This window comes from Gottfriedia acidiceleris, from assembly GCF_004138285.1.
Classification (GTDB): Bacteria; Bacillota; Bacilli; order Bacillales; family Bacillaceae_G; genus Gottfriedia; species Gottfriedia acidiceleris_A.
Genome location: NZ_SCFN01000024.1, coordinates 42,389 through 61,147, shown reverse-complemented (window position 1 = coordinate 61,147; position 18,759 = coordinate 42,389). Strand labels below are relative to the sequence as shown.

Below are 18,759 nucleotides of genomic sequence, written 5' to 3'. Positions count from 1 at the left end.
TACTTATTTTTTATGAATGAGTTCCATTATCATTTTTTTGCTCATTAGTAGAGAAATTAATAATAAAGTTATACCTATTTTTTATCTAGGAAATTTTTTAATGGCTTTTGAAGTACGTCCACAATGGCTGTTATGATACTTGTTGCTAAAATACATATCAGACTTATCGATATAGGACCTGCTGCATCATCTCCTGTTATTTTAGAAATCACCTTTAAGCTTATTATCATTAAAACAATGAAGAAAATGGCTGTAAAAGCACATTTTTTTATAACCTTTAAAGATTTAAGTGATAACTCGGAGAAAGCGTTGTTCCTTTCGATATAGGTTAATAGTTTATATACTTGATACAACGTAAAAGAAAATGTAATACAGATTCCATAAGCACATACTAAAAGGGGATATAGCGAGTAATCCCCACCTGGATGTGCTTTTATGTCTTTAATGGTTAATACAGGCATCCAATAAATACACAAAGTAAACACTGCAATTCCAACCAGAAAAATAATGACCTTTAAGAAAGTGGCAGAACCTCGTTTAACATTCATTTAAAACACCTCACTTGTAATGATAATACGACTTTAACGTATAATTTATTGTTTTACAATAAATTTATATCTTTTTTTATTATATTATTATTGTTATTGAATATCTTTTAATTTTAAACCAAAATAAAAAGCATTTCTCATTACAAGGAAATGCTTTTACTTTAAAACATAGAATTTACAATTTGTTCAACAAAACTGCTAAATACAGAAATAGGAACTAATCGATCAATCAGCTCCTAAGTTTTGCTCAACTAATGCAAGCGTTAGTTCAATAAGAAAAATTCATTTTAGTCATCATAAGCATCGCCCAAAGATGCAAATTCATCTCGAAGCCAGTACCAATGTTTCCCCTTATCTATCACTAAACGTTCTAATAACTCCGTAAATGAATTTGCAATTATAGGACAACTACCAGCTACCCCATGAAATTCCCAATTGCTATCGTAACATTTACCTAAACGTGGCTTGCTAAGATCGATTGTTAAATAATCGTTATTACTATCACATCCAATAATGTACCAACTTGAAGAAATATCATATTCAGCTTTTTCGCCAATAATAACTGGATTTGCTAATACAAATTCTTCAGGTGAAACAATAGTTAAACCATAATCACAGTCAATAAATAAATCCATTCCACCACATAATCTAAAAAACTCATATAAATCATTTGGTAGTTTGTGACCTCTTTCTACAACTGGGTAGCCCGAATGTGAGTGGATCACACAATTTGGAAAGTTTTTTACTTTTTCAATCAAAACTTGAATATCCATTATTTAGCCTCTCTTTATAATAATGAAATTTAGTCAATTTTTAAGTCTTATTTTATCAGAATAAGTGTATTTCTTGTTCAACTATCCTGTCATTTAGTGCAATAAAAAAAATCGACTATTAAGCCGATCATGTTGTTCAACTAAAGCATGCGTTAAATAAGAAAAGTTTCATTTCAACTTTATCTCATCTTCATTTCATCTTTACATAATCTGGTTATCCTTGTAACTGTAACACTCAATAAAACTATGAAAAGGGGTTTTAAAATGGTAAAGCATAAAACAAAATTATTCATTGTACTTGGAATTTCAACAACATTATTAGTAGGAGCAGGCACTACATACGCTGCTCAAAAGGAAAAGAACGAGTCAGTAAAAACTGTACAATCTATTAAACAAAATAAAAAAGTAAACACAACGGTAAAAGTACCAACCTCTAAAGAAATTCAATCAGTATTAAAAGGTCAACCTACACCATCGAATATTAAAGTTGAAAGCTTTTTTTCAACAAATGGGCAACCTGATTATACTGCAGATTATTTTTTAAATGATGAAAAATTATTTTCTTTATTAAAAATAAACGGACAAGAATTAAAACAAGAATTAGCGAAAGGAAAAACTGTAGTTGAAATTGCAGCTTCTAAAAACGTTTCTAAACAACAAGTAATTGATGTCATTGCAAATACACAGGCACAAATTCAGGTTGGAAATAATAATGATCAAATGGAACAAATGAAAAAAAATATTGAACCAAAAGTAGTACACATCATCGAGCATAAAACTGAAACTCCATGGAAGTAATAAATTAACTAGTAATAAACGTTTGGTCTCCCCTACCATACAATAACAAGAGACATTGATTTTAGAAAAATCAATGTCTCTTGTTCAATTAAACTGTCATTTAGTTAAATAAAAAGAAAATTTAACCAGTAAAACGGGTTACTTGGGGGAATTTCCCCTTTTTTCCAACAAAAACTCCATTTGATAATATTTTATTTATATTAAATACAACAAACTTTTCGAAAAGAGCCTAAATATTAAATCATTAATTTTTTGAAGAAACTAAAACAAATCGGATAATTGACAACATAACACGTTGCCCATTATCCGATCCATCATTAGATATAAATATCAATACGATTAATACCATCATGTAAATGTTGTGCTAACTCATTAAATTGAATGACTAAGCCACCTTCACGGTATCGATTTTCCATTCTTTCATATCCTACTAGATTACTATTTACTAATACCTTCTTTTCAGCGTTATCCTTTAGGTGATAATTAAATGTTACTTTATATTTATCAATTGCAAATTCAAAATTCAATCCGTCTAATTCTTTTGGAAGGACTGGATCAATTACTAAATTTTTATCAAAACGACGAATACCTAGACTATTTGAAATTAGTTGATTTAGATAAATTCCTGGACCGCTCGAATAGATTCTCCATCCACCTTTTACGGATACTTTTCCATTTTTCAAACTAGCAAATTGTTCTTGAGCTTCATATCGATTATTAAATTTGCCATCCGAACTACTGAAATATGTATTACTTTGACGGTATTCTGCATTCGGAACAGCTTCTTTAAGATTAATAGGATTAATAACATAAAGCGATTGCCATACTTCATTTTCTTTTCCTAACTTTGCCATTGCTTCGATAAATCGAATATGTGCATGAACATATTGTAAACCTATTTCTCTTCCAAAGTTAGAAGCTTGCTCTGCACGTTTAAAGTTTTTACTCACTCCTCCTGCATACGTAGCAGGTTTATTCATGAGTCGCACACCATCTGGGTGCTGTAAATGCTCCTTAATAATCTCATAATGATGATTCGCTTCTTCCAATGTAAATAATTCTGAAATCATACTACGCGTCATCGGCAACAAACGATATTGAATGCCAGTTTTTTGGTCAGAAGGGTGAATCATTAATTCTGCTAAATTTGGATCTTCTAAATATATGAAGCCAGGGATAATATCAGTTTTTAACATATACTTTTTAAAGTCTGCTTCGATTCCTTTTACTAATTCACTAATCTCGTCAGACAAAACTTCATTCAATTCTTTTAAAACAAATGAAAATTGTTTTAATGTCTGGTAAGTAAGTGCAACTGTCCAACTACTTACCATGTATTTTTTCAATTGAGCATTTGCAGGTTGAAGCGTATCATCCCAATCACCATCTCCATACGAAGAAAGATAGGTATCATGTAAAAAATTATCTTTTATATAATTAATTTCTTTCTTTGCATGTTCTAGTAAGCTTGATTTTATTGTAGTTAATTTAAATGTACTACGTTCGGTAAATGAAATTTCTTCTGCTAATATACTAAAATCCTTTGTTGCTAAAAGATACTCACTTAAAGCTTTTAATGGCCAAACAATTACATCTCCGTGGCTTTCACCAGCTTGGATACTAAAATATTTATCGAACATAAACCATTGTGGCCAATTACCATCGTCTTCATATTGATGAGAGAAAACAGTAAGTAAAATTTCCCTTACAATATCAAATTTACCTGTAGCCATAAAGTATTCAACTGGACCTTGGCAAACATCTCGAGTACCCCAAGCAGCACCGCCATATTGTTCTAGTCCATGTGGTACCAGATAGTGAATTAACATATTATGTGTGTACCACCAAGTTAATGTATTTAATTTCCCTAGTTCAGAAGGAATATTTTTATTTAATGATAGTTTAAATCCATTCATTACGTTTTGATAGAAATTACGGTACTTTACAATTTCCTCTTCAATTTTCCGATCTGCTTGAATGAATTCGCCACCATTTATTTGACCTTGAATTGTTATTGTAAATTCATTCGTTTCCTCTAAATCTAGAACAACTAAAGAAGCTGATAAAGGTGCTGCGCCTGTAATTAACTTCCTTTCATCTGTAACAACCATTTTTACTCCTTCAAGATACATATGGTAGCAAAGATCTGGATAAGTATTCGCTATAAAACAAGATTCATCTACATAGAACGATATTAATTGTTCATCCTGCTTCATTCCAAATGGGACTTCATATTCATTTCCGTTCATTGTAATTTGATTTGTAACAATAAAACGATATTTTTTCCCACTTGTTGCATGTACTTGTAGACGAATTTCAGGCATTTCAGTTGTAGAGTAGTTTGTAACAATAAAGAGTTCGTTTTCTGTTTTATAATACCAACGCGCATAATTCAATCCAATTTCATACAACGAGGGCATTGTTAGCAGATGATAGCACCCATCAATTTCAACATAAATGCGTTGTCCAGAAGTTTTCATTACATTTAAACTATTTCTAGCATTCGACATCATTTTATTCATTGATGTATTACCAACAACAATTTGGGCATTAAATACACCATACATATACGAAGTTGACGTAATAATTTCTTCATTAATCGCTAAGTTTTCACCGCTCAAAATGATATGACCATGAGATCTTTCAACTAATCTTTCTTTTTCTTTTAAAACGACATGTTCATGTGTTTCTGTAAAGAACGACAATAGTGTCTCTCCATCAAATTCTTCATGAGAGCGGTATGGAAAGTATTGCGAAATCTCTTCTTTTTCCATCGATAATGTTTGTAGTGGGGTACCAAGTTTTGGATTCATCGTTAATTGATCAATCACTTCGAATTCATTCGAACTTTCAATTTGATTCCAAACTTCTTGAATTTCCTGCTCGTATTCTAACTCTGTAATAGCTGATTCATGATTTTCCTTTGTTAATCCATAAAATACTATATTTGCTTTTTTATTTAAAAGGATCTTTTCAGATTGTAGCGCAATATATGCGAATTCATATTGATAAATTTCATTTGCAAGTGATTCTTTGTATAGTGCCTCAGGTAGATTAGTCTCTTTATATGATAGTCCAAAAAACTGGTATCCATCAGTAGAAAATCCTTTCACTTTAGATAGAGAACCTATTTGCAAGTATGGAAACTTCCCATCTTGAGGCTGATTTTGTCTTGAGCATACAATGTATCCTTTATCTTCTGTTTCAAATACTGAATAACCAACGTACTGACTTACATATGCTTCATTTGATTGAATCATACCTCGATTTGCAAGGCCGACATCTTGACCATAAATGATATCGAATTCTACTTCGGATCCTTGAATTTCTACATCCCAAAACCAGATCGATTGGTCTGTTAACGTAAAAGTTACTGTGTATTCTATGTTAGATACTTTTCCTTCCCAAATAACTTGCGTTTTAGAAAATTTAACTTTACTATCTGATTGAATTCCTAATAGTGGATAAACTTGTAAACCTTCCTGTAAATAAAGTCGTAAATATAGATTACTAACTGCACCATCAATTGGATTTGAACGCAATTGATTAATCATTGTCATACCATTTGTTATTTCATATAAATCTCCACTATTTAAAAATGAAACTGTCGTATTACCTGCTTTTAAATGATATTTATCTTTATTTTTCAAGTTAATCATGCTAATCCTCCCCTATTTTGATTTATGTAGTACTTATTTAATCAGTTTAAACCTCTCGATTAATACGTTTTCACTATTTGTACCAACAAACAGTTCAAATATACCGTTATCACTTTCAAATTCTAAATTAGAATGATAGTACCGTAGTTGTTCTTCTTTTAATGTAAAAGTAATTTTACTTGTTTCACCTGGTTGTAATCTTACTTTCTGGAAGTCTTTTAATTCTTTTACTGGTCGTACAACATCCCCAGAAAGATCTCGAACATAAAGTTGTACAATTTCATCACCTGCATAATTTCCAGTATTCTTTATATTTATGGAAATTTCTAATGGATTCTCAAGACTCATGAGATCAGTTGATAAATTCAAATCGCTATAAGCGAAGGTTGTATAACTTAAACCAAAACCAAATGGTAAAAGCGGTTCATTAGGAATATCCAAATACTTAGAAACATAATGATCAGGGCTAAACTCATTTAAAGGTCTTCCAGTATTAAATGAATTGTAATATACCGGGATCTGACCAACTGAAAATGGGAATGACATCGTCAATTTTCCAGAAGGATTGACTTCTCCGAAAAGAATATTTGAAACTGCAGTAGCTCCTTCAGTTCCGGGAAACCATGCTTCTAATACAGCATCCGCTTCATCTAACACGCCATGTAAATCTAGTGGACGGCCATTAAATAAAACAATTACTAGAGGTTTATTTAATTTCTTAATATGTGATATTAATTCTAACTGGGCTTTTGGTAATTGAATACTTGAGCGGCAACAAGCTTCTCCGCTCATCGAAGCGTACTCACCAACTGCTAATACAACAATATCTGAGTTTTCTGCAACTTTTATTGCCTCTTCAACTTGATCTGGAGTAATTTTTTCTATATCACTCCCCTTAGCAACTGTAAGTATAGGTGATTTCAGCTTCATTGCATCATATAAATGCATTGTATTGTCTACTTGACCTTTCCAAGACCAAGCACCCAATAAGTCACTACTTTGAGCTAATGGACCAATTAATGCAATTTTTTGACTAGCTTTAAGAGGAAGAACATTTTCATTTTTTAATAAAACACAGGATTTTTCTGCTAGTTTTCTAGAGACTGTTCTATGCTCTTCACAAAGGACGATTTCTTTTTCTTTCTCAACGTTTGCACCACGGTAAGGGTTTTCAAATAATCCTAGCTTAGATTTTAGTTTTATTATTCGAAGTACTGCTTCATCAATTAAAGCTTCATTAACTTCTCCATTTTCAACTAATTTTTTTAATTCATGGACATAACAAGGGGTCATCATTTCTAAATCTACTCCAGCATTAATTGCTTTAAAGGCTGCTTCTGCTTCATCTTCAGCAATTCCATGAGGAATCATTTCTTTCACAGAACCCCAGTCAGAGATTAGAACACCTTCAAATCCCCATTCGTTGCGAAGGACATCTCTCATTAACCATTTATTTCCTGTAGCTGGAATACCGTCAATTGTATTGAAGGACGTCATAACCATCTCACAGCCTTCATCTAATGCTGCTTTATAGGCTGGAAGATAAGATTCTCTAAGTTGACGTTCAGACATATTTACTGTGTTATAATCACGTCCACCTTCAGGAGCGCCATAAGCTGCAAAATGCTTAACGCAAGCTGCAACTCTCTCTATATCATTCTGTAAATCATTACCTTGGAAGCCACGTACAAAAGCTTTCGCAAACAAACTATTCAAATAAGGGTCTTCACCTGTCGTTTCTAACACGCGACCCCATCTCGGGTCACGTACTAGATCAACCATTGGAGCAAAGGTAACGTGAACACCTGATACCGAAGCTTCTCGTGCTGCAACTGCTGCACTTTTTTCTGCCATCTCTGTGTCCCAAGAGCAACCAATTGCTAAAGGAATTGGAAAAATAGTTTTATAACCATGTACTACATCTGCCATAAAAACTAAAGGAATTCCGTGGGGATTGTTTTTTAAATACTCTTCTTGAATTTTGATTACATCTTCTGCACCAGATACACCTAAAACAGAGCCACTATTGTTAATAACGTCATCACTAATCCCCATCTCTGCGAATGGACCTGTAATTTCACCTGCTAATCCATAATAAAAATTTCCAGCTAACTGCATTAATTGTGATATTTTTTCATCTAAAGTCATTTCCTCAATGATGGACTTCATCTGTTCAATATCCATTATTAGTTCCTCCTCTTAAATCGAATTGGTCCATTAAACTGCTATTAAAAAATCTATCGAAACGTTTCACCTGATTATATTTAAAATTATATGCGTTTTCATGAGTAGGGTCAACCAATTTTAACTAATAAAAAATAGTAAAATTAAAAACTTTTAATATAACGTGATGCCTTAAAAAAAAAGGCTGTTTTCGTATTAATTGTTGCTATTTTGAACAAAATGTATAATAGATAAATAGAATCTGTTCGAAGGAGCTTTTTACATGAATGACATCTTAAGAGACATTGCGAAATTATCTGGGGTAATTAACTTTAACACCAAAATATATGGCAAAATAAGCAAATATAACGGAGGGAAAAATGGTTAAAAATGAATTATATGAGTCTGCATTAGAAATGATTAAACGTTCAAAAATTTCAGCTAGAGTTGCTTCAGTTACAGAAATTAACTTACTTAGGGATGAACTCGGTGGAAACCTACCAGACTGGTTAATTAATTTAATGTCTCAATTACCAATATGTAGTAGCAACCTTGTTGTTCCATTTGCAGTAGAAGACGAAGAATTTGAGTTATTAATCGATTTTCTGGACCCAAAAGAATTAATTGAGGAAAATAAATCTCTTGTACCTGGATGTGCTGTTTTCAATAGAGGTTATCTCTGTATTGGTGTAGAGAGTGGTATAGGTAATCCTTATGCGATAAATATTAGTGAAGGAAATAACCCACCTGTTTATTTATTAGACCACGAGTATGGAGAAGATACAGAGCAGATTATAAAAAATAAGGAAATTATCGTAGAGAGATTATCGGACTTGTTTTCAATAGCAATTATAGATGAAGATTAATCCTTTAATGATATGCAAACGTTAGCGTTAAATTATTTTATTAATAATTAAAGTCACTCAAGGAGTGTCTTTTCAAATAGTTTAATAGCAACAGTACTTACCAAAACAGCCCCAAAAAAAGCAAACAACGTGAACGAAACAGTCCACATCATTTGCTTTTTCTCGGTCTAACGATTAAATTTTGGGGGATTTTAATAGATTATAAATAAATCCTCTCTTTTTTCTTACCTGATTCATAGATTGCACAAATCATTTTTTGAGTTTTCATCGCTTCTTCACCAGTAATATGTAACTGAGAATGATCATTTAATGATTCATAGAAATTATTAATCTGTTTTACATGACTAACGCCCCAATATCCTTTCGCACCATTGCCGTAATCAAAGGTTTCATTAGGATTGTTATCAGCAACGAACTCTCTTCCATCTTTTAAAGAGATAACTCCACGGTCAGCAATCATTTTAGCAAGCCCATTTTCACAATGCAGCTCAATCGTAACTGGTGCATCATAAGAATAATAGTTTATTGTATGAAAGGCTGTAACTACACCACTTCTATACTTAATAACACCTTCTGCACAATCCTCAACTTCAATCATTTCATGTGCTCGATTACTTATTGTAGCGTCAACATATTCAATCTCTTCATCTACGAACCATCGCATTAAATCCATTGTATGAATAGCTTGGTCAATGACTACCCCGCCACCTTCTTTTCCCCAAGTCCCTTTCCAATCACTAGTCAAATAGTACTCGTCAGAACGATCCCATGTTACTGATAGTTTTCCAGATTTTATTTTACCTAAAGTACCATTTTGTAACATTTCTTTAATCAGAACTGATCCTGGATTATACCTATTTTGAAAAATGACACCTAATGTTACTCCATTATCTTTTGCTGTTTCTACCATTTCTTGTGCATCAGAATAATGAATAGACATTGGCTTTTCAGTAAGGACATGGATTTTTCGCTTTGCGGCTTCAATTGCAACCGGCGCATGTAAATAATGCGGTAAACAAATATGGATCACATCTAAATTTTCTTTCTCAAAAAGCTCCAGATAGTTTGTATAATAAGTACATTTGAATTGTTCAGCTTTCTCTTTTGCTCGCTCTTCCTTAATATCACAAACAGCTACTAATTCTACATTTTCTCTTATGAAAGCAGGTTGTGCATGCATTAAAAAAATATTTCCACAACCAATAATCGCAACTCTTAATTTTTCCATTTTTCCACCAACTTTTTTTGGAATGGTTACCTATCTTTTATCAAGTCCACCACATTTGTGATGGCTCTTCATTTATTAATACGGACTGTAAGTTTTTAACGGCACGTGAAAAACCTTCTTCAATCGACATGATCGGGTCCTCGTGTTCAATACTAACTACATAGTCATATCCAAAAGTACGTAGTGCACTCATCATATCGGACCAATCTTTCAAACTATGTCCACAGCCTACTGATCGGAATGTCCAAGCTCTAGTTTGCACTTCACCATATGGTTGCATATCTGTTAAACCATACATATTGACATTATCTTGATCGATATAAGTATCTTTTGCATGGAAATGGTGAATCGCATTTTCTTTTCCAAGTATTTTAATCGCTGCTACAGGATCAATCCCTTGCCACCAAAGATGACTTGGATCCAAATTAGCACCAATTGCATCACTAGTTTCTTTGCGCAACTTTAATAATGTATATGGAGTATGAACTAAAAATCCACCATGTAGTTCTAGCCCAATTTTTACTTGATGATTTTCCGCAAATTTGCCCATTTCCTTCCAATAGGGAATTAGCTTTTCTACCCATTGCCAATTTAGTACATCTCTATACTCATTTGGCCAAGCAGTTACAGGCCAACTAGGGAACTTTGCTTCTTCATGGTCACCACTTGTTCCAGAAAAACAATTTACAACTGGTACACCTAATTGTGAAGCCAGTTTAATCGTTTTAGCAAGTACATCATGGGATTCCTTCGCAAACTCTTTATCAGGTGATAATGGATTACCATGACAACTAAAAGCGCTAATCGTTAATCCTCGTTTCTCAACTTTTTCAATATATTCTCTTCGTAGTTGCTCACTATCTAATAAATGATCTAAAGGACAATGAGCATTCCCAGGGTAACAACCAGTTCCTATTTCAACAGCCTTTAAACCGGATTCGGCAACTTTATCAAGCATTTCTTCAAATGAATGATCCGCAAATAATACTGTGAATACTCCTAATTTCATCGTTTTCTCGCTCCAATCAATTATTCTATTAATGCCTCTATGGCTTCGTTATGTCCATATGAAGGATAATTTCTTTTTGATTTATTCGCCCAATTTACTGCATTAATAATAATTTTTTGAACTTCTTTATGATGATAAGTTGGATAAGTTTCATGACCTGGTCTGAAATAAAAGATTTTCCCATTCCCTCTTTTAAATGTACAACCACTTCTAAATACCTCTCCACCTTTAAACCAGCTAACTAAAACTAGCTCATCGGGAGTAGGAATATCAAAATGTTCGCCATACATTTCTTCTTGGTCAATCTCAATATATTCGCCAATACCATCTACTATTGGATGAGATGGATCGACAACCCAAATTCTTTCCGTTTCCGCTGCTTCACGCCATTTTAAATCGCAGCTAGTCCCCATTAATTTTTTAAAAATCTTAGAAAAATGTCCAGAATGTAGGACAATTAACCCCATACCTTGCAATACTTTCTCATATACTTTTTGAACAATTTGATCTTCCACATCATTATGAGCAATATGTCCCCACCAAATTAATACGTCAGTATTTTCTAGCAATTCATCCGTCAATCCATGTTCAGGTTGCTCTAATGTAGCCGTCGTAGTATCGTACCCTGCTTCATTTAAGAAAGTAGCAATGGTTGTGTGTATACCACTTGGATAGATGCTTTTTACATCTGGATTCATTTGTTCATGTCGATTTTCATTCCAAATTGTTACTTTTACCATATGACTCACCCATCTCTATTTTTTTACATAGTTTAATTGCGTCTTAAGCTTCAGCCATAATCATTTTTAAGTTTTTCAATCCAATTTCAACACTTTCTAAGTGTGGTTTAGTAAACGCTTCTTGCTCAACAATTAACCATTCGGCTGAATTTAGTTTTGCTAGTTGTACAATTCCTTTAATATTCATAATTCCATTTCCTACTTCGGTACTTTCCTCTTTGGACGGAGCCATATCCTTCACATGAATTAATGGAGTTCTTCCTTTATACTTACTCATAAATTCAACCGCATCTACACCAGCATACTCTAACCAATAAGTATCCAACTCTGCTTTTAAGAGATTAGTTGGAACTGAGTTGAATAAAATATCGAGAATATATTCATTTTCTAATGCAACTAATTCATGAGCATGATTGTGATAAACTAAAGATATTCCTGCTTCAGCTAGCTTTTTTCCTGACTGTTGTAAATGTTCTGCGAATTCTTCCCATTCTTCTAAACTAGTAAAATTAGCCCAAGGGCATACAACGTATTTGTTTCCTAATTCTTTTTCGAAAGCAATTACATCATCAATATGATGAATAATTTGATCTGCACTTACATGGGTTCCTGCTACCTTTAATCCTAGTTTGTTTAAAACAGCTTTTATTTCCGAAGCATTTTTACCATAGTATCCTGCGAATTCAACACCGTCATAACCCATTTGCGCTACTTTTTCTAATGTACCGAAAAAGTCGATTGCTGCGTCCTCTTTTACACTCCATAATTGTAGGGCAATTGGTAGTGTCATTTATTCCATCTCCTATACTAATTAGTTAAAATATACCGGTTTCTTTGATTTTGAAGATTCGTAGATTGCCTCTAAAATTTGAGTTACAACCAATGCTTGCTCAGGTTTAACTGTTGGCTCTGTATCATTAATTATACTTTCAATCCACTGTCTAGCTTCTAGCACTTCAGCAGAATCAGATGCACCTTCATAAAAAGCTACCCCGCCAGTGTGAATATCAATTTTTTTATCGTAAAGTCGCCCGTATGCTTCCCCATTTATTCGAAGACCATCTCTCATATCAGCTCCACCTTCAGTACCACAAAGTGTAGTTTGAGCTTCACCCACTTCAAGAGTGTTTAAAGCCCAACTCGATTCTAGGATAACGGTTGCACCATTTTCCATCGTAATAAAACCAAATGCAGAATCTTCTACTTTAAATTCCATTGGATCCCATGGTCCAAAAGCATTTGCCGCGTTTTCTTTATGTGATAATTCGTGGTATACGTTTCCAACTACAAATTTAGGTTTATAATTATCCATTAGCCATAACGTTAAATCCAAAGCATGAGTACCAATATCAATTAATGGTCCGCCACCTTGCTCTTCTTCATTTAAAAATACGCCCCAGGTAGGTACCGCTCTTCTTCTAATCGCATGAGCTTTTGCAAAATAAATTTCACCTAGTTCATTATTTTTACAAACTTCGCTTAAATATTGTGAATCGTTTCGAAAACGATTTTGATATCCAATCGTTAATTTTTTTCCTGTACGTTTAGACGCTTCTACCATCGCTTTTGCTTCTGCTGAAGTTTTTGCCATAGGCTTTTCACACATAACGTGTTTACCTGCTTCTAAAGAATCAATTGTAATAAATGAATGTGATTTATTTGGAGTACAAACGTGAATTACATCAATTGATTCGTCTACTAATAATTCCTTGTAATCTGTATATGTCTTTGCTTCCTCAACACCAAATTGTTCCTTCGCTTTAATTGCGCGTTCTTCAATAATGTCACAAAAAGCTACCATTTCTACATTATCTAATGCTGCTAAGCTTGGCATATGCTTACCATTAGCTATTCCGCCACAACCGATTATTCCTACTTTTAATTTCATTATGATAACCTCCGGAAATGTTATTTACATTTCCAGTTTATAGAAATAATTCACTCGAGTCTTCCTTACACCTTGCCTAAAACTTCTCAAATATTGTCTTTTTTTTATATTGAGTTGGAGATAAGCCAACCTCGCTTTTAAATAATCTATTAAACGTTTTCACATTGATGAATCCAACATTATAAGCAATTTCTGTAATTGGTAAATCTTCATTAAATAAATACCATTGAGCCTTCGTTATTCTGTATTGATTTACAAAATGACAAAATGTAGAACCAGTGTATTTTTTAAAAAACTTTGCAAAATATGAATTCGTAAAGCCGATATAATTCGCAACATCATTTAATGTCATATCATTCATATAATTTTCTTCTATATAATGAAATATTTTTTCTAACTTTAAAAGACTCGCCTTCCTATTAGGGTAGTTAAGCTTATTATTTTCTGTATGTGGTAGATCTCGATAGATTAGTAGTAAAATATCATATAATCTAGCTCTAATCGCCAATTCGTATCCTTCTTTTTTATCGATATATTCACTTTCAAGTTCTTTTAAATACGTAATCATTTTCTGTTTAACTTCTACATTCCAAAAAACACTAGATTTTTGAATACAATTAAACAATTCGATTAGTTCCATATTGTTTTTTTTCAAAAACTGTACATCTTCGAAAATAGTAAAATCAAATTGCACGACCAATCTCATACTATTTGGAGAAGATAAAAAATAATGAATATCACCACTATTAATGATATAAAATTCTCCTTCTTCTAAATGAAGTAACTCATCATTTACACCAATCTTTAAAATGCCTTTTTGTACATAAATGATTTCTACGAGTTTATGCCAATGATGACCAACTAACGTCAATCCATCATTTGAAAATAAACAAAATGGAAAATTCCGATCTAATCTCCTTACTTCAAGAGTGGCGCCCATTCCTATTCCCCCCTGTACAACTATTCTTTCTATTATTAATTTTACATTAACATTAAATATAGATTTTTTCATAGTATTACCATTTTAAAGCTGGAAAATAAAAAGATGCTTATACCATATAAAATAGTATAAACATCAATACAGTGAAATCGTTCGTTTTTTCACAAACTTATTTCCAATAAATCAATTGATTCTCAAGGTTTTCCTTATTTACATAATTTCTTTGCATTGAAAAAGGACATCCTAAGTTATATTTCTTAATTTCATCATTTACTTCCGAGATCATTTTAGCTATTTCTTTACTATTTTCATCAGAATTTAACTTCATCAAAATCGTTTCAAGCTTCTGAAATATTTTCTTTTGTTGTAATACCCAATCTGGTTTAAAGCCCGACTTCTTAATAACAGTTGTTAATAGATCATCTTTTAGAAGTTCTTTAGGTAATGGTTTACCTAATCCAGGTAGATCATCGAATCCACCTTCTTTTTCATGACGCTTAACAATTTCACTTAGCCAATCTACATATTTTCCATTATTCGTCATCGTTTTGCCCCTTTTTGGTTAGTCTTATATTGTTAGTATTCGTTCCTTTTTAACTATTTCCTTTCTATATATTATGCAAACGAATGTTTTAAGTAAGTTTCTAACTTTATCCAAATTATGAACTTTTTGAATAAATAAAAAGAGAAACTGATCATGCCCAGTTCCTCTTAGCTTTAATATGTATATTTAAAACAAAATTCGTCCTAAATTAGGTATGAAGAAAAAATTTACGCTCGATGTCTTTGAATAAAGACATTCTCTTTATAATTTTTTAACAAGCCTCTTTCTCTCAAATATTCCTTAAAATACAGGTTCGCTTCTTTTCGCTCATCATAAGGATTCTTAGAAAGTACAAACCCTAACTTATCTTCCTTTTGAAGTTCAACACCTGACATATATAAATGAATTTTATTTTGATGATAAATTTCTTTTAAAGGTTCCATAAAATTAATAGCGAAAGCAGAAAGTAACTTAATTTCCGTATCGAATGTAAACCTTGTAATATAGGATAAATCCACAAAAATTACGCCAATAAATCCAGTATTTGAAATTTCAGCTCTTATTGTTTTCTCATTATTTAAGTGACCAATCTCACGAAGATATTCTATAAAATAACGAATTCCTTCTTCTTTTTCGAATGGCTTTTTTGATAAAATTAGGCCTATTTTCTTTTCATCACGTAAATATTCACATGCAATATATGCTGGTATGTTTTGTTTCTGAAATAATGCACATGCAGCTTGTAATAGACCATTTAATACTTCATGTATAATTAAAGGATGCTTCCTTGTGAAATAATATTGATTTTCTTGCAATTCTTCCATATCAATGAAACTTGCTCCAATAAAACCTGTATTGGATATAATAGGTGTTTTTGAATTCCTTTTAGTAGCTCCATTTCTTTTCATCATGCAAGTTCCTTTCCTTCTAAAATCACGATATAGAACATTAGTTCGCTTTTTATATTTTAATCATACACAATAAATTTTAAAATGTAAATCTAAAAAATGAAAAAAGGATACGAAAATTTTTCGCATCCTTGAAATAATTCTTATTAAGATCGGTAGCTTAAGAAACAGTTTCTTCCTCAATGTCTACATAACAATCCATTGTATGTACTTCTTTATCTTCATGATTTCCAAAGTAAATAGTGAAATTCATTGTCTAACACCCTTTCACAAAGGATATAATTTTAATTTAAATTCTGTTTAATTATATTATTATTTCCAAGAAATAACAATACTTACATCATATATGAAAGAAGATGTTTAGTTTAATAGAAAATCATATTAATTTATTACTAATTTTGTCTAGTAATATTCTATAAAAACCTAGTTAGTTAGAAGTCCGCCTTTTAACTGGTACAAATAAATGAACTTTAGCTTTTCCATCTGGGTCTTCAGCTGGATTATTCATACTAAATTCTAGGTTATAGCGGGCGTAATCAGGTTCAAAATCACTATATGGTAACCATTCTTCATACATAAATTTAAATGCACTATTTAACATACTAGGAGAATCATAATATTGATACAAAGCATATTGCCCACCATCTAACTTTCTAAATTGTATATTTTCATGTTTTTCTTTATCAAAATCATCAGGTATGGTTACACAGGCATCGTGACGACAATTATGACTTTCAACTAAATCTGGATTATCTAAAGAAATTCCTATGAAAGATTGTTGAGGTGGAAAAAGTCCATTATTTATTGCCCAATTTAATAACTTTCCCCAATGTTCCCCATTTGGTTCAAAATAAGATCCAACACGTCTGAAAAACGCAATTTCATATTCAGGTAGTTCTTTAATCAAAATATTCATTTTCTCAACTCCAAATAGTAATAAAGTCCTTACTTCTCTATCTATTATTAAAACTCTTTTTCTAACTAATATGTTAAAAAGTAAAATAGGAGCCTATAAATCGGCTCCAACACCTTTTACAACTAAGCATGCAATAGTTGAAGAAATAATTATTAAAGGACTTTCAATTAATATATTCTTTCTACATTTAAGCTAACATTCTTATTTATCAACGTGATAATAACGATTTATAAAGTTTAATAACGCTAAAATGCATACCTTCATGGTATAAAATAAAAGTCAGAAATTGTTTTGGTGTCTCTAATGTCATTCCTGCAGATGTGGTATAAGATGGATCAACTTTTACCTCTAATAAGTCTACAAGTGTTTCTTGAATCCGAACTTGTTGTTCTTTTAGAAGATCTTCTAACTCCTTTAAAGAAGGTACACGAAATTTGTGGGCATTTAATGGTGTTGTACCGTATTCAAATTGTTCCTTAAAACCTTCCGGTAAATTTTGAGGAAGTCCCAAGTATTGAAAAGCGAATCGTTCCTCAACGACATAGATATGTCCTAAATTCCAACGAATCGAATTTCGGAACCCATCCGGAATCCGGTCAGCCATTTCTTCTGTTACTCCCTCTAGTAGATTTAAAGTTTGATTTCTTACAAAAGCTAACTGATTGAATAAAAATTGCTCCATTTCCCTCAACTCCTAATAGTTTAAACTATTCATATGAAACAACGGATCGACAAGAAGATTTATTCTTATAAACCTCTCATTTATTACCATAATATGTTAATTCTTACTCTTAAATGATATTCCCTTCTTTTGGCTGTATCATATTATCCTTAATCAACTAAATTACATTGAACTCTCAAATAAAAATACTGCCAAAGAAGCAGCTTTAGTTCAACAAAACCATGATTTAGTTGCATAAGAATTTAAATATTTAAGATTGAAATTATTTCATCATCACCAATTAGGTAATATTGATTTGTTTCCTCATGGAAAACAAAAAAACATGTTTCTCCATTTTAAACTTAACTGCCATTTAGCTCCATAATAAAACGACTTTTCAGCCGTCGTGTTGTTCATGGTTTAGTTGTATAAAGAAGTTCAGTTTTTCACTCAAATTGTGCATCTTTTTTTAGTAATTAGATGTCTAAAGATGAAAATATCAATTATGCCATTAAAGGGCAGTTCAACTGAAAAAGAAGGTAAATTTATCCTTTCTGTCGAATTTCGTAGGATAAATACGATGAAGGAGCTTTTCACATGGATTATATTAAAAATATGAGGAAATATATTGGTAACGAAACACTATTAACTGTAGGTTGTGGGATCATTATAGAGGATAATGAACAAATATTGTTGCAACACCGAACAGACGAAGACAATTGGTGTATTCCAGGTGGAATGATGGAAATTGGAGAAACTTTTGAGGAGACAGCAAAAAGGGAATCTCTTGAAGAAACGGGACTTAGGGTAACGGGTTTAGAGTTGTTTGGAATTTATTCAGGTGAAAAATGTTTTGTTCAGTACCCTAATGGAGATAAAGCATTCAGTGTTCAAATAATTTTTATATCCAAACAATTTACAGGGGAATTAAAACAAAAAGATATTGAAAGCAGAGAGCATCGTTTTTTCAGTAAGACAGACCTTCCTGCTAACTTAAATCCACGCCAAAAACCATTTATAATTGATTGGGCAGAAGAAAGAAGACATCCAATTATTAAATAATTTCATAACTTAATAGAGGCTTTAATGGAATAAGAAATTCATAAAGAGTGAAAAAA

Annotated in this window: 16 protein-coding genes and 1 pseudogene; 3 read left to right on the top strand and 14 right to left on the bottom strand. The window is 32.1% G+C overall.

Annotation, left to right across the window (positions count from 1 at the left end; genetic code table 11):
- Positions 1-74: 74 nt before the first annotated feature.
- Both EP747_RS21160 and EP747_RS21155 read right to left on the bottom strand, forming a co-directional pair.
- Positions 75-548: a DUF2975 domain-containing protein gene (locus EP747_RS21160; protein WP_129692044.1), complete on the bottom strand. Its 474-nt coding sequence runs from the start codon at positions 546-548 to the stop codon at positions 75-77.
- Positions 549-835: 287 nt separating this feature from the next.
- The gene (locus tag EP747_RS21155; protein WP_129692043.1) at positions 836-1,321 is read right to left on the bottom strand and encodes an SMI1/KNR4 family protein; all 486 of its coding nucleotides are present in this window, start codon (positions 1,319-1,321) and stop codon (positions 836-838) included.
- Positions 1,322-1,789: 468 nt separating this feature from the next.
- Between EP747_RS21155 and EP747_RS21150 the strand changes: the two are divergent.
- Positions 1,790-2,119: pseudogene (locus tag EP747_RS21150) on the top strand (hypothetical protein); the annotation flags it as partial.
- A gap of 317 nt (positions 2,120-2,436) precedes the next feature.
- Here the strand turns inward: EP747_RS21150 and EP747_RS21145 are convergent.
- Together EP747_RS21145 and bglX are read right to left on the bottom strand one after the other, a co-directional pair.
- The gene (locus EP747_RS21145; protein WP_129692042.1) at positions 2,437-5,778 is read right to left on the bottom strand and encodes a GH36-type glycosyl hydrolase domain-containing protein; all 3,342 of its coding nucleotides are present in this window, start codon (positions 5,776-5,778) and stop codon (positions 2,437-2,439) included.
- Between the two features lie 33 nt (positions 5,779-5,811).
- Positions 5,812-7,962, bottom strand: a complete 2,151-nt coding sequence (gene bglX / locus EP747_RS21140; protein WP_129692041.1) for a beta-glucosidase BglX — start codon at positions 7,960-7,962, stop codon at positions 5,812-5,814.
- Positions 7,963-8,321: 359 nt separating this feature from the next.
- On the opposite strand from bglX, the gene EP747_RS21135 reads away from it, so the two are divergent.
- On the top strand, positions 8,322-8,807 hold the full coding sequence (locus tag EP747_RS21135; protein ID WP_129692040.1) for an SMI1/KNR4 family protein: 486 nt from the start codon (positions 8,322-8,324) through the stop codon (positions 8,805-8,807).
- 199 nt (positions 8,808-9,006) lie between these two features.
- Here the strand turns inward: EP747_RS21135 and EP747_RS21130 are convergent, their stop codons facing one another.
- From EP747_RS21130 to EP747_RS21085, 10 genes are all read right to left on the bottom strand, one after another.
- On the bottom strand, positions 9,007-10,035 hold the full coding sequence (locus EP747_RS21130; protein ID WP_129692039.1) for a Gfo/Idh/MocA family protein: 1,029 nt from the start codon (positions 10,033-10,035) through the stop codon (positions 9,007-9,009).
- A 40-nt stretch (positions 10,036-10,075) separates the two neighbouring features.
- Complete coding sequence (locus EP747_RS21125) at positions 10,076-11,044, bottom strand: sugar phosphate isomerase/epimerase family protein (protein WP_129692038.1); 969 nt, start codon at positions 11,042-11,044, stop codon at positions 10,076-10,078.
- Positions 11,045-11,064: 20 nt separating this feature from the next.
- Positions 11,065-11,784, bottom strand: a complete 720-nt coding sequence (locus EP747_RS21120; RefSeq protein WP_129692037.1) for a ThuA domain-containing protein — start codon at positions 11,782-11,784, stop codon at positions 11,065-11,067.
- A gap of 43 nt (positions 11,785-11,827) precedes the next feature.
- On the bottom strand, positions 11,828-12,574 hold the full coding sequence (locus EP747_RS21115; protein ID WP_129692036.1) for a sugar phosphate isomerase/epimerase family protein: 747 nt from the start codon (positions 12,572-12,574) through the stop codon (positions 11,828-11,830).
- Positions 12,575-12,595: 21 nt separating this feature from the next.
- Positions 12,596-13,672 (bottom strand): Gfo/Idh/MocA family protein, encoded by a 1,077-nt coding sequence (locus EP747_RS21110; protein WP_129692035.1) that lies wholly within the window; start codon positions 13,670-13,672, stop codon positions 12,596-12,598.
- A 76-nt stretch (positions 13,673-13,748) separates the two neighbouring features.
- On the bottom strand, positions 13,749-14,612 hold the full coding sequence (locus EP747_RS21105) for an AraC family transcriptional regulator (protein WP_165347195.1): 864 nt from the start codon (positions 14,610-14,612) through the stop codon (positions 13,749-13,751).
- Between the two features lie 169 nt (positions 14,613-14,781).
- Entirely contained in the window at positions 14,782-15,156 is a 375-nt protein-coding gene (locus EP747_RS21100) for a DnaJ family domain-containing protein (protein ID WP_129692033.1), read from the bottom strand.
- Positions 15,157-15,383: 227 nt separating this feature from the next.
- The gene (locus EP747_RS21095) at positions 15,384-16,067 is read right to left on the bottom strand and encodes a hypothetical protein (protein WP_129692032.1); all 684 of its coding nucleotides are present in this window, start codon (positions 16,065-16,067) and stop codon (positions 15,384-15,386) included.
- Positions 16,068-16,491: 424 nt separating this feature from the next.
- Positions 16,492-16,980 carry an AraC family transcriptional regulator gene (locus EP747_RS21090; protein WP_129692031.1) on the bottom strand — a complete coding sequence of 163 codons (489 nt, stop codon included), beginning with the start codon at positions 16,978-16,980 and terminating at the stop codon, positions 16,492-16,494.
- 208 nt (positions 16,981-17,188) lie between these two features.
- On the bottom strand, positions 17,189-17,662 hold the full coding sequence (locus tag EP747_RS21085; RefSeq protein WP_129692030.1) for a DinB family protein: 474 nt from the start codon (positions 17,660-17,662) through the stop codon (positions 17,189-17,191).
- Between the two features lie 576 nt (positions 17,663-18,238).
- Between EP747_RS21085 and EP747_RS21080 the strand changes: the two genes are divergently transcribed.
- Positions 18,239-18,703: an NUDIX hydrolase gene (locus EP747_RS21080; RefSeq protein WP_129692029.1), complete on the top strand. Its 465-nt coding sequence runs from the start codon at positions 18,239-18,241 to the stop codon at positions 18,701-18,703.
- Positions 18,704-18,759: the final 56 nt, after the last annotated feature.